We start from the raw sequence: 13169 nt of genomic DNA, 5'->3' as shown, positions 1-13169 counted from the left end.
CGCCGGACAATGGGGTCTGAAACCAATTTCATACCCTGGGGGAAAGTCATGAAGGACATCGTCGTCATCGGAGCAGGCAAGATCGGCTCCACCATTGCTCGCATGCTCGCGCACACCGGCGATTACAGCGTCTGTGTTGCCGACCGCAGCGCCGAGCAGCTGGGCCAGATCGAGAAACACGCCGCCATCACGACGGCGACCGTCGATATCGGCGACAAGAAGGCGCTCGTCGCCCTTCTCTCCGGCAAGTTCGCCGTGCTCAGCGCCGCACCGTTCCACCTGACGGTTGCCATTGCAGAAGCTGCAGCCGAGGCCGGCATCCACTATCTCGACCTGACCGAAGACGTCGAATCCACCCGCCAGGTCAAGGCGATCGCCGCCAAGGCCAGCACCGCCTTCATTCCGCAGTGCGGCCTCGCACCGGGCTTCATCTCGATCGTTGCCAATGATCTCGCCAGCCGCTTCGAATCGCTCGAAAGCGTGCGCATGCGCGTCGGCGCACTGCCGCAGTACCCGTCGAACGCTCTCAACTACAACCTGACCTGGAGCACCGACGGCGTCATCAACGAATATATCGAGCCCTGCGAAGCGATCGTCGAAGGCAGCCTGATCGAAGTTCCTGCGATGGAAGAGCGCGAAGAATTCTCGCTCGACGGCGTGACCTACGAAGCCTTCAACACCTCCGGCGGTCTCGGCACGCTCTGCGAATCGCTGAAGGGCAAGGTCCGCACCCTGAACTACAAGACGATCCGTTATCCCGGCCACGCCGCGATCATGAAGGCGCTCCTGAACGACCTCGGCCTGCGTCATCGCCGCGAAGTCCTCAAGGACATCTTCGAAAACGCGCTGCCGACCACCACCCAGGACGTCGTCGTGATCTTCGTCACGGTTTCGGGCTTCCGCGAAGGTCGCCTGATCCAGGAAACCTACGCCAACAAGGTCTATAGCGGCGTTGTCGCCGGCCGCATGCAGAGCGGTATCCAGATCACCACTGCCGGCAGCATCTGCGCCGTGCTCGATCTGCTGGCCAATGGCAAGATCGCATCCAAGGGCTTCGTTCGCCAGGAAGACATCGCTCTCGATACCTTCCTCGCAAACCGCTTCGGTCACTACTACGCCCAGAAGGGCGAGGCTGAGCGCGTCGCCGGCTGAGATCGCTCGGCTCCAATGCGCTGACTTTAATGCCCGGGTCTTGCCCGGGCATTTTTTATGCGGTCTACGGGATCACCCGGATCCGGTCGCCGCGCGACTGTCCACCACGGCGCACAAATCACGCCATAACGCTTGAAGCGCGCTGCGTCACAAGGGCTGATGCGGCGGCGCGCTATGTCCGGCCGAACTCATCCTCAATGCGGATGATGTCGTCCTCGCCAAGATAAGACCCGGTCTGCACTTCGATCAGCTCGAGCGGGATCTTGCCGGGATTGTGCAGCCGGTGAACGGTTCCTTGCGGGATGTAGACCGACTCGTTCTCGTGCAGCAGCCGCGTCTCGCCGGCCATGGTGATCTCCGCCGTACCACGCACGACGATCCAATGTTCGGCGCGGTGATGATGCTTCTGCAGCGAGATCTTCTTGCCGGGGCTGACCTTCAACCGCTTGACCTCGTAGCGCTCGCCGCTGGAGACCGAGGAGACCGCGCCCCAGGGCCTGTAGGACGTCGGGTGCTCCTGGGTAAGCCCGGAGGTTGCCCGCGACCGTGCGAGGACCTTGACGATGTTTCCGACGCTCTGGCTGTCTTCCAGCCGCCCGACATAAACGGCATCCTCGCTGGCAATCACGGCGATATCCTCAAGCCCGTGGACGGCGAGGTGAATATCGCGGGAGAGCACCAGCGAATTGCGGGTGTTCGACACGGTCGCCTTGTCGGTCACGACATTGCCGTCACCGTCCTTGCGGCCGATCTTCCACACGGCATCCCAGCTGCCGAGGTCCGACCAGGCAAATGACGAGGGAACGACGGCGGCACGAGCCGTCTTTTCGAAGACCGCATAGTCGACCGAAATATCCGGCGCCTTGGAGAAGGCTTTCGCCTCCAGCCGGCTGAAATCAAGATCCTTGCTGGCGCCCTCGACGGCCGCCTTGGTCGCGGCAAAGACCTCGGGCGCGTAGGTCTGCATTTCGTCGAGGAACACCTTGACGGGAAGCATGAACATGCCGGAGTTCCAGAGATAGCGCTCGGTCGCCAGCATTGCTTCCGCCTTGGCCCGATCCGGCTTCTCGACGAAACGGGCAACCCTGTTGGCGCCCGCCGGCAACGGCCCGCCAAGCTCGATATAGCCATAGCCGGTTGCCGGCTCCGTCGGCGTGATACCGAAGGTCACCAGCTCGCCCGTTTCGGCGGCCTGCTGTGCACGCAGCATGCAGTCCGTGTAGACCGCTCCGGCATCGATCTCGTGGTCGGAGGCCAGCACCTGCATGATCGCCCCTTCGCCGTAACGGGCGAGCACGACGAAGGCCGCGGCGGCGAGTGCCGGCGCCGTGTTGCGGGCAACCGGCTCGAGCAGGATGTCGCTCAGCGGTGCGTCGACGGCCCGCGCCTGCGCGGCAACGAGGAAGCGGAAATCGCTGTTGGTGACGATGATCGCCGGCTCGAGGGGGCGCTCCCCCCGCACCCGTTCGGGCGTCTGCGGGAACAGCGACCGGTCCGACAGGATCTGCAGGAACTGCTTCGGCGCGCCGGAGCGCGACAGCGCCCACAGGCGTGTCCCTTTCCCCCCCGCCATGATCACGGGGACGATCTTAGACGTCATACCAAGCCCCTCTACGCGCATCAAACGATAGTCCCTCAATACAGGACGGATGCTAAAGAATGCCTGAAACTGTCGGCACGCTCAAACGGCCTTCGAAGGTTCGAGCGCAACGCGTCAGGTCTGACGCACGAACGACGCTGCAGCGTTTGAAGCCTGGGCATCGTTTTCCCTGTGGGAAGTGCCGATGAACCTGGCGATGCCGCCTCTGCCGCAGGCGTCTGCGGCCAACAAAAAACCCCGCTCGAAGGCGGGGTTTTTTTCATTGGTTTATCCCGTCGGGATGTCCCTTTCAGGCCGGGATCACGATTTCCCCGAGCTTCGTCAGTTCGGCGATGAACTGTTCGACGCGCGTCTTCTTCTCGTCGCTGGCGCCTTCCAGTTCGGCACGAACCGCCTCGATGCGCTTTTCAAGCGCAGTGCGGTCGAGTTCGTCGACGTGCACGGCGGATTCGGCAAGCAAGGTGCAGCCGGTCGGCAGGATATCGGCAAAGCCGCCGAAGACGGCGAACCGCTCGGTCTTGCCGTCAGCCGTCTTCACGGTGACGACGCCGGGCTTGACCGTCGTCATTGTCGGGGCATGATTGGCCATCACGGTCATCTCGCCCTCGGTCGCCGGAATGACGACTTCCGTCACCTTCTCGGAGAGGAGCAGGCGCTCGGGGGAAACAAGCTCAAAATTGAAACTGTCGGCCATGACCATTCACTTCTCGTGGGCGCGCCACCTGAGGTGGCAGGCTGTGCATGTCTTCCCTGCTCCGCAAAGCGGCGGAACGCAGGATGAAAGCCTCGGCGCATCTGTGCGCCGAGGCTTACGATGCTATCAAGCGGCTTCGGCAGCCAGCTTCTTGGCCTTTTCGACCGCTTCTTCGATCGAGCCGACCATGTAGAAGGCGGCTTCCGGAAGATGGTCGTAGTCGCCGTTGACGAGGCCCTTGAAGCCCTTGATCGTGTCTTCGAGAGCGACGAGCTTGCCCGGCGAACCGGTGAAGACTTCGGCCACGAAGAACGGCTGCGACAGGAAGCGTTCGATCTTACGAGCGCGGGCAACGGCCACCTTGTCTTCTTCCGACAGTTCGTCCATGCCGAGGATGGCGATGATGTCCTGGAGAGACTTGTAGCGCTGCAGCGTCGTCTGGACCTTACGCGACACTTCGTAGTGCTCTTCGCCGACGATCATCGGGTCGAGCATGCGCGAGGTGGAGTCGAGCGGGTCAACGGCCGGGTAGATACCCTTTTCGGCGATCGAGCGCGACAGAACGGTCGTTGCGTCCAGGTGGGCAAACGAGGTAGCCGGCGCCGGGTCGGTCAAGTCGTCGGCCGGAACGTAGATAGCCTGAACCGAGGTGATCGAGCCCTTGGTCGTGGTGGTGATGCGTTCCTGCATCTGACCCATGTCGGTTGCCAGCGTCGGCTGGTAACCCACGGCCGACGGAATACGGCCGAGCAGAGCCGACACTTCGGAGCCTGCCTGGGTGAAGCGGAAGATGTTGTCGACGAAGAACAGAACGTCCTGGCCCTTGTCGCGGAAGTCTTCAGCGATCGTCAGACCGGTCAGAGCGACGCGAGCGCGGGCGCCCGGCGGTTCGTTCATCTGGCCGTAAACGAGAGCAGCCTTGGAGCCTTCGCCACCGCCGTGCTTGTTAACGCCGGACTCGATCATTTCGTGGTAGAGGTCGTTGCCTTCGCGGGTACGTTCACCCACGCCAGCAAATACCGAGTAACCACCGTGCGCCTTGGCGACGTTGTTGATCAGTTCCATGATGAGAACGGTCTTGCCGACGCCTGCGCCGCCGAAGAGGCCGATCTTGCCGCCCTTTGCGTAAGGAGCGAGTAGGTCGACGACCTTGATGCCGGTGACGAGGATCTGCGCTTCCGTCGACTGCTCGACGTAGGACGGCGCGTCCTGGTGGATGGCGCGCTTGCCGGAGGTGACGAGCGGACCCGCTTCGTCGACCGGCTCGCCGATGACGTTCATGATGCGGCCGAGCGTTTCGTCGCCGACCGGAACCGTGATCGGTGCGCCGGTGTCGGTGACCGACTGGCCGCGGACGAGACCTTCGGTCGAGTCCATGGCGATCGTGCGGACGGAGTTTTCGCCGAGGTGCTGCGCGACTTCGAGAACGAGGCGGTTACCGTTGTTGTCGGTTTCCAGCGCGTTCAGGATCTGCGGAAGCTGGCCTTCGTCGAACGCGACGTCGACGACGGCGCCGATGACCTGCGTTACGCGACCGACAGCGCCGGTTGCGGCAACTGCTGCGGTCTTGGCGGAAGCTGCCTTCCTCGGTGCAGCCGGCTTCTTCGCCGCTGCGGTTTCTTTCGGGGTAGCTGCCTTAGCCATAATCCTTACCCTCTTCTCGTAACCTTAGAGCGCTTCCGCGCCCGAGATGATTTCAATGAGTTCCTTGGTGATCTGAGCCTGGCGCTGACGGTTGTAGTTCAGCGTCAGCTTGTTGATCATCTCACCAGCATTGCGCGTCGCATTGTCCATCGCGCTCATCTTCGCGCCCATTTCACCGGCGACATTCTCGAGCAGAGCCCGGAAGATCTGCACCGAAATGTTGCGCGGGATGAGGTCGCTCAGGATCGCGCCCGCGTCCGGCTCATATTCGTAGACGGCCGAAGCATCCGATGCTTCCACTGCGACCGGGCCGGCCGAGGCGGGGATCAGCTGCTGTGCCGTCGGAATCTGGGCGATAACGGACTTGAACTCAGAATAGAACAGCGTGCAGACATCGAACTCGCCCTTTTCAAAGAGCGCGATGACCTTGTGGCCGATCTGATCGGCGTTCTGGAAGCCGATCTTCTTGACCTCACGCAGGTCGACGCGATCGATGATCAGCGACGCGAATTCGCGACGCAGAATATCGAAGCCCTTCTTGCCGACGCAGATGATCTTCACCGTCTTGCCGGCGGCAAGCAGCTTGCGAACGTGGTCGCGAGCGTGGCGGGCGATCTGCGAGTTGAAGCCGCCGCAAAGACCGCGTTCCGCCGTGCAGACGACGAGAAGATGCGTGTCGTCCTTGCCGGTCCCGGTCATCAGTTGCGGCGCAGCGTCGTCCGCGCCAACCGCCTGGGCGATGTTGGCGAGAACGGCAGCCATGCGCTGCGAGTAAGGCCGGGCGGCCTCGGCCGCCTCCTGCGCACGCCGAAGCTTCGCCGCGGCGACCATTTTCATCGCCTTGGTGATCTTCTGCGTCGCCTTGACGGAGGCGATCCGGTTCTTCAGATCCTTAAGTGAAGGCATCCGTTATCCGTCCTAAATGAAATCCGCTCAGGCGAAAGACTTGGCGAAGCTGTCGATTGCAGCCTTCAGCTTGCCCTTGACGTCGTCGGAGATCGCCTTGTCCTTGCGGATGGTTTCCAGGATATCCTTGCCTTCCGAACGCATGTACGAAAGCAGGCCCTGCTCGAACTTGCCGACCTGGTTGACCGGCAGCTTGTCGAGGTAACCGTTGACGCCTGCGAAGATGACCGCGACCTGCTCTTCCGTCTTCAGCGGCGAGAACTGCGGCTGCTTCAGGAGTTCGGTCAGGCGTGCACCGCGGTTCAACAGACGCTGCGTAGCGGCATCGAGGTCCGAACCGAACTGCGCAAAGGCCGCCATTTCGCGGTACTGAGCGAGTTCGCCCTTGATCGAGCCGGCAACCTGCTTCATCGCCTTGATCTGCGCGGCGGAGCCGACGCGCGAAACCGACAGACCGACGTTAACGGCCGGACGGATGCCCTGGTAGAACAGGTCGGTTTCAAGGAAGATCTGGCCGTCGGTGATCGAGATCACGTTGGTCGGAATGAACGCGGAAACGTCGTTGCCCTGCGTTTCGATGACCGGCAGGGCCGTCAGCGAACCGCCGCCGTTGTCGTCCGAGAGCTTTGCAGCGCGCTCGAGCAGGCGGGAGTGCAGGTAGAAAACGTCGCCCGGGTAAGCTTCGCGGCCCGGCGGGCGGCGCAGCAGGAGCGACATCTGACGGTAGGAAACAGCCTGCTTGGACAGGTCGTCGTAGCCGATCAGGGCATGCTTGCCGTTGTCACGGAAGTATTCGCCCATCGCGCAACCCGCGAACGGTGCGAGGTACTGCATCGGAGCCGGGTCGGATGCGGTCGCGGCAACGATGATCGAGTACTGAAGAGCGCCACGCTCTTCCAGAACCTTCACGAACTGGGCAACCGTCGAACGCTTCTGGCCGATTGCGACGTAGACGCAATACAGCTTGTCGCCTTCCGGACCATTGTCGTGAATGGCCTTCTGGTTGAGGATCGTGTCGAGAATGATCGCGGTCTTGCCGGTCTGGCGGTCGCCGATGACGAGCTCGCGCTGGCCGCGGCCAACCGGGATGAGGGCATCGATGGCCTTGAGGCCGGTCGACATCGGCTCATGCACCGACTTGCGCGGAATGATGCCCGGAGCCTTGACGTCAACGCGCGAGCGCTGCTTGGCGTTGATCGGGCCCTTGCCGTCGATCGGGTTGCCGAGCGCGTCGACGACGCGGCCGAGCAGTTCCGGACCAACCGGAACGTCCACGATGGCGCCGGTCCGCTTAACGGTGTCGCCTTCCTTGATGTCACGGTCCGAACCGAAAATAACGACGCCGACGTTGTCGGCTTCGAGGTTCAGCGCCATGCCGCGAATTCCACCCGGGAATTCGACCATCTCGCCTGCCTGAACATTGTCGAGGCCGTAGACGCGGGCGATACCGTCACCGACGGAAAGCACCTGGCCGACTTCGGAGACTTCTGCTTCCTGGCCGAAATTTTTGATCTGATCTTTAAGAATTGCGGAAATTTCCGCGGCGCGGATATCCATCAGCCGACCTCTTTCAGTGCAAGCTTAAGGGTAGAGAGTTTGGTGCGAAGGGAAGTGTCAATCTGGCGGGACCCGACCTTGACGATCAGACCTCCAAGAATAGACGGGTCGACGGTGACGTTGACCGTCACGTCTTTGCCGGTGACGCCCTTGAGCGTCGCCTTCAATTCGGTTTCCTGCGCTGCGGTGAGCGCATGGGCCGACGTTACGTCGGCGGAGATTTCACCCCGATGGCGCGCGGCGATCAGGCGGAACGCCTTGATCATGCCCGGCAGCGCGAAGAGGCGGCGATTGCGCGCAACAACCTTGAGGAAGTTACCGACGATACCAGAGATACCGGCCTTGGCGACGATCGCCGAAATGGCCTTGAACTGGTCGTCGGCAGAAAAGACGGGGCTTACAATCAGCCGCTTCAGGTCGTCGCTACCATCGATCAGGGCCTGGACGCGGGTAAGATCCGCACCGACCGCCTCGACGGAACCCGCTTCGAGAGCGAGGTCAAAAAGCGAGGACGCATACCTTTCTGCAACACCGGAAATAAGCTGGGATGTGTCTGCCACGGGCACAAGCTTCTCTCAATTTCATCCAAGAACGGTGGTGGCGGCGAGCCGTCAACTTAACGTTTTGAATTTGCTGCAATAATTTGCGGGATATCGAGGCCTGGCGACCCACTTCCCCCGCAATTCGCGGTTCGTCTAGCATAGGATGTTTGGACTCGCAACACGCGAACGGCAGGAATGCGGCATAAGTCGACCCGGATTGGCCGAATTTTGCCGTAAATTCGTTCCTGAGGATGTGAATCGCGAAAATGCCCTGCGGGCGGTCAGATCATTCCAAAGACATAGGCAAGCGGAAAAATGGCAAGTGCCGCCTGCACCAGGAGCGCCACCCAGTTGTAGAGCGTGGCGCCGTTGTCGCTCATCATCGAGAGGATGCGGCCGAAGGCGGCGAGCGCAAAAGCGGCACCGATCGCGAGATAAACCATCGGCTGCGCCAGAAGGATCGCGGCGAGGCCAAGGCCGGCATGCATGCCGCCCATGGTCGAGCGCGCTTCGGCCAGCCCGCCACGGCGACCTTCGGCAATGCCGATGCCGGCGGCGCGAAAGGTAAGCCGCGGCGCAAACAGCATGACGACGCCGATCAGCGCCGCAGCCGCCGCCGCACAGAAGGCGAGGAACTCGCCGGTTTCCGTCGGAATGTAGAACTCCATGCCCGTTCCCGCAGATGAGCGCCGATCTCGATCGCATCGCCATCAGGCCCTGCCTGGATGCGATACACCTCAGACCTCTAGCGCATGTCGCGGCGGTTGTGAATCGCCCACGACCCGATCGCAGCCGCGATCACAGGAAACTTGAGATCAGAGGAAACTCTGGGGATCAATATCGAGCTGGACGCTGATCGAGCCGCGCTCCTTCGGGCCGGCAGCGATCATCGCCTTGACGAAGGCCTGCATGTCGCTGTTGCGGCGCCCGTGCACCAGCAGCCGGAACCGGTGACGGCCGCGGATCAGCGCCAGCGGCGCCTCGGCCGGACCGAGGATCGAGATGCCGTCGGTGCGCGGCGCCGCACTTCGAAGTCCGCGGGCATGGGTCTCGGCATCCTGCCGCGTATCGGCCGAAACGATCAGCGATGCCAGCCTGCCGAACGGCGGCAGCAGCGCCTTTTCGCGCTCGGCGATCTCGCGGTCATAAAAGGCATCCGCATCGCCCGAGACGATCGCCTGCATTACCGGGTGCTGCGGCTGGTAGGTCTGCAGCAGGCCGAGGCTCTTCAGGCCGGTCCGGCCAGCGCGACCGGTGACCTGCGACAGCAGCTGGAACGTCCGCTCCGCCGCCCGCGGATCGCCATTGGCAAGCCCGAGGTCGGCATCGACGATGCCGACCAGCGTCATCAGCGGGAAATTGTGGCCCTTGGCGACAAGTTGCGTGCCGATGACGATATCCGCTTCGCCGCGCGCAATCGCCTCCAGCTCCAGCCGCAGCCGTTTGACGCCCATCAGGTCGGAAGACAGCACGATGGTGCGCGCCTCGGGAAAATGGCGCTCGACCTCTTCGGCAATACGCTCGACGCCGGGACCGCAGGCAACGAGGTGATCGAAGGTGCCGCATTCCGGACAGGCCTCGGGCGTCTTTTCCGCATAGCCGCAATGGTGGCACTGGATCTGCCCGCGGAAGCGATGCTCGACGAGCCAGCTCGCGCAATCCGGGCACTGGAAGCGATGACCGCAGACGCGGCAAAGCGTCAGCGGCGCATAACCACGCCGATTGAGAAACAACAGCGCCTGCTCGCCGCGGTCGACCGCCTTGCCGATCTGGTTGATAAGGACCGGCGACAGGAACCCGCCGCGCGCCGGCGGATGCTGGCGCATGTCGACAACGCCGAGCCGCGGCAGCGCCGCATCGCCGAAACGGGTCGGCAGATGGATCGGCTTATAGCGGCCGACCTCGCCGTTGACCCGGCTTTCGACCGACGGCGTTGCCGAAACCAACACCACGGGAAAGCCGGTGATGCGCCCGCGCACGACGGCCATGTCCCGGGCATTGTAGAACACCCGGTCCTCCTGCTTGTAGGCAGGGTCATGCTCTTCGTCGACAATGATCAGGCCGAGCTCCTCGAAGGGGAGAAACAGCGCCGAGCGGGCACCGGCGACGACGCGCACCGTGCCTGTCGTCACCTGCCGCCAGACTTTTTCGCGCGTTCGCGGCGCCAGATCCGAATGCCACTCGGCCGGCTTGGAGCCGAAGCGATCCTGGAAGCGTTCAAGGAAGCTCGCCGTCAGGGCGATTTCCGGCAGCAGGATCAGCACCTGCTTGCCGGCCCTAAGCGTCGCGGCGATCGCCTCGAAATAGACCTCGGTCTTGCCCGAACCGGTGATGCCGTCGATAAGCGACACCGAGAACCCGCCCTGTTCGACGGCGGCCAGAAGGTCCGCGGCCGCATCCTTCTGCGGCCCTTCGAGCCGGGGTGCGGCGAACTCGGGATCGGGAGCCGCCACCACCGGCGGCGGCGCCATGAAGACGGTCTCGAACACACCCTGCTGCGCAAGACCGTCGATGACACTCGACGACGCGCCCGCCGCGTGCGCAAGGCCCGAGCGCGTCCAGGCAAAGCCGTCGCCGGCAGCTGTGATGACGCGCTCGCGGGCCGACGTCATCCGCTCCGGGCGCATGTCGGTCAGTCGCAGGGCCTCCACCATCGGTTCCGGGTCGAAGGCGGCCGGCGCGCGCAGCGCCATGCGTGCCACCAGCCCCGGCGGTGTCACCGTATAGGTCGCCACCCAATCGAGAAATGTGCGCATGTCAGGCGTCAACGGCGGGCAGTCGAAGACTTTTTCGATCGATTTCAGCTTCTTCGGATCGACGCTGCCATCGTCGTCGCCATCCCAGACGACGCCCACGACCAGACGGGGCCCGAGCGGCACCTGGACGATCGAGCCGGGCTCGACCGCCATGCCGTCCGGCACCGCGTAGGAATAGGCCTTCGGCGCCGGCATCGGCACCAGAACTGGCACGACGCGGCGGTCGGAAACAGGCCCGAATAAATCGGTTGAATCGCGAGTCATTTTGCCGTGACCTTGCCACGTGTTTCGGTTAAAGAAAACTGCGCTGCGAACCGCAGCCTTGCCGGCGCAGGGTTTCTCACGGTTCCACCAGAGTTTCAACGCGCGCGATCTCTGCCAAAGGAATTCCTCCCGGTAGATATGCGCCCGAACGGCAATCGTGCCCCAAGGGAGTGACCCCATGAAATTTTTCGTTGATACCGCCGACGTCAAGGAAATCCGTGAGCTGAACGATCTCGGCCTCCTCGATGGCGTGACCACCAACCCTTCGCTGATCCTCAAGTCGGGCCGCGACATCGCCGAAGTCACCAAGGAAATCTGCGGCATCGTCGAAGGCCCGGTTTCGGCCGAAGTGACCGCGACCGAATACGCCGAGATGATGAAGGAAGCGGCTGTTCTTTCGAAGATCGCCGACAACATCTGCATCAAGCTGCCGCTGACGCTTGACGGCCTCAAGGCCTGCAAGGCCCTGACCTCGGACGGTCACCAGACCAACGTGACGCTGTGCTTCTCGGCCAACCAGGCGCTGCTTGCCGCCAAGGCTGGCGCGACCTTCGTTTCGCCCTTCGTCGGCCGCCTCGACGACATCGCGTTCGACGGCATGGACCTGATCCGCGAAATCCGCCACATCTTCGACAACTACGGCTACGAGACCGAAATTCTTGCTGCCTCGATCCGCACTGTGAACCACGTCAAGGAAGCAGCCCTCATCGGCGCTGACGTCATCACCGCGCCGCCGGCAACGCTGAAGGCCCTGGTCAAGCACCCGCTGACCGACAAGGGCCTCGAAATGTTCCTCGCCGACTGGGCGAAGACCGGCCAGAAGATCGCCTGATTTTTTCGGGATAGAGATTGTAGGGCTCCGCAGCGATGCGGGGCCTTTTTTATGCGTCATCGTCGTCCATCAGGCCGGTCAGACGCATGCCGTCGATCCAGGTGGCGCTGTCCTTGCGGATAACCCGGCGCGCACGCACGCCGCAACGCTCGCGGATGGCATCGGCCAGCCGCTCCGAATGGGTGACGATCCAGATCTGGCTGTCGCGCGAGGCGCTGGCGATCATGTCGGCAAGCGCCGGCAGCATATCCGGGTGCAGGCTGGTTTCCGGCTCGTTGAGTGCGATGAAGGGCGGGCGGCGATAGGAAAGCAGCGCTGCCGCAAGCGCCAGGAACCGCATCTGCCCGTCGGACAGCTCGCGCGTCGAAAACGGCCGTTGCGGAAAATCCGGGAAGACGAGCGAGAATTCGGCGAACTGACCGGGATCAGGAACGTCGAGATAGGCGCCGCCGAACGCATCGGCGATGGCGCGGTCGAGATCGACGGTATCTTCGCGGGTATGGCGCAGCGTCGCGAAAACCGCGGCCATGTTGGTGCCGTCTTCATCGAGCATCGGCGCCGTGACCGCAAGGCATGGCAGCCGCAACGGCGAATCGCGATCGGTGCGGAAGCCGTGAAAGAACCGCCATTGATCGACGGCTCGGCGGAAGGTGCCGATCTCGGGATAGTGCCCGGCATCGCCCAAGAGCGCGATCGCCGTCTCTGATTGCAACGCCTGCTCGGGATAGTCCTCCATCCGTCCGCGGTCGCCGCGCGCGAAGATACCGGGGCCGGCGCGCTTCATCATCGTCACCGGTCGCCGCCCGGTCTCGACGCTCAGCTCTTCCTCCTTGACCTGCGGCTCATAGGCGAAGCCTGCCGCCGCCTTTGGCGGGCGCAAGCCGGCTTCGATCCTATAGCGGAACGTGATGGCTCGCTCCTCGTCGATCAGCTCCGTCTCGAGCCGGATGCGCGCCGGCTTGTCGGCCCGTCGCTGGCCGCTCCAGAGCGCCGAGGACATGCCGCCTTCCCTGGCGATCTCATAGGCAAGACTGCCGCGCACGGCGGCCTGCACCAGCTGCAGCGCGCGATAGAGGTTGGATTTGCCCACGCCGTTCTCCCCGATGAACAGGTTGACACCGGTCAGATCCATGCGGATCGACTTTAGGGAGCGGTAGTTTTCGGCAAACATCGAACGAAGCAGCATGGCTCATGCTTAGCCCATTCCCGCCATCACATGAAG

11 protein-coding genes are annotated in these 13169 nt (G+C 63.0%); 2 read left to right on the top strand and 9 right to left on the bottom strand.

Translation table 11 applies throughout. The features are described from left to right. Positions 1-48: 48 nt before the first annotated feature. A complete protein-coding gene (locus AC244_RS13070) occupies positions 49-1152 on the top strand; it encodes a saccharopine dehydrogenase family protein (protein ID WP_053249260.1) in 1104 nt (367 codons plus the stop codon). Positions 1153-1324: 172 nt separating this feature from the next. On the opposite strand, the gene AC244_RS13065 is transcribed toward AC244_RS13070, so the two are convergent. The 8 genes from AC244_RS13065 to AC244_RS13030 form a co-directional block, all read right to left on the bottom strand. Beyond that, positions 1325-2752 (bottom strand): mannose-1-phosphate guanylyltransferase/mannose-6-phosphate isomerase, encoded by a 1428-nt coding sequence (locus tag AC244_RS13065; protein ID WP_053249259.1) that lies wholly within the window; start codon positions 2750-2752, stop codon positions 1325-1327. A gap of 289 nt (positions 2753-3041) precedes the next feature. Next, positions 3042-3446 carry a F0F1 ATP synthase subunit epsilon gene (locus AC244_RS13060; RefSeq protein WP_053249350.1) on the bottom strand — a complete coding sequence of 135 codons (405 nt, stop codon included), beginning with the start codon at positions 3444-3446 and terminating at the stop codon, positions 3042-3044. 126 nt (positions 3447-3572) lie between these two features. Then, positions 3573-5090 carry a F0F1 ATP synthase subunit beta gene (gene atpD, locus AC244_RS13055; RefSeq protein ID WP_053249258.1) on the bottom strand — a complete coding sequence of 506 codons (1518 nt, stop codon included), beginning with the start codon at positions 5088-5090 and terminating at the stop codon, positions 3573-3575. A gap of 24 nt (positions 5091-5114) precedes the next feature. Further along, on the bottom strand, positions 5115-5996 hold the full coding sequence (locus AC244_RS13050; protein ID WP_053249257.1) for a F0F1 ATP synthase subunit gamma: 882 nt from the start codon (positions 5994-5996) through the stop codon (positions 5115-5117). 27 nt (positions 5997-6023) lie between these two features. Beyond that, entirely contained in the window at positions 6024-7553 is a 1530-nt protein-coding gene (atpA, locus tag AC244_RS13045) for a F0F1 ATP synthase subunit alpha (protein WP_025425066.1), read from the bottom strand. Continuing rightward, complete coding sequence (locus AC244_RS13040) at positions 7553-8119, bottom strand: F0F1 ATP synthase subunit delta (protein WP_053249256.1); 567 nt, start codon at positions 8117-8119, stop codon at positions 7553-7555. The genes atpA and AC244_RS13040 overlap by 1 nt, the downstream gene beginning before the upstream one ends. 257 nt (positions 8120-8376) lie before the next feature. Continuing rightward, entirely contained in the window at positions 8377-8763 is a 387-nt protein-coding gene (locus AC244_RS13035) for a hypothetical protein (RefSeq protein WP_053249255.1), read from the bottom strand. A 147-nt stretch (positions 8764-8910) separates the two neighbouring features. Beyond that, positions 8911-11115, bottom strand: a complete 2205-nt coding sequence (locus AC244_RS13030) for a primosomal protein N' (protein ID WP_053249349.1) — start codon at positions 11113-11115, stop codon at positions 8911-8913. 178 nt (positions 11116-11293) lie between these two features. Here AC244_RS13030 and fsa point away from each other — a divergent pair, with 178 nt between their 5' ends. Next, on the top strand, positions 11294-11947 hold the full coding sequence (gene fsa / locus AC244_RS13025) for a fructose-6-phosphate aldolase (RefSeq protein ID WP_053249254.1): 654 nt from the start codon (positions 11294-11296) through the stop codon (positions 11945-11947). A 49-nt stretch (positions 11948-11996) separates the two neighbouring features. Here fsa and AC244_RS13020 read toward each other — a convergent pair whose 3' ends face one another. After that, entirely contained in the window at positions 11997-13133 is a 1137-nt protein-coding gene (locus AC244_RS13020) for an AAA family ATPase (protein ID WP_053249253.1), read from the bottom strand. Positions 13134-13169: the final 36 nt, after the last annotated feature.

It is taken from the genome of Ensifer adhaerens (assembly GCF_001270265.1).
GTDB classification, from domain to species: domain Bacteria; phylum Pseudomonadota; class Alphaproteobacteria; order Rhizobiales; family Rhizobiaceae; genus Ensifer; species Ensifer adhaerens_B.
The sequence above is the reverse complement of the archived record's forward strand: the minus strand, read 5'-3'. Positions and strand labels throughout refer to the sequence as shown.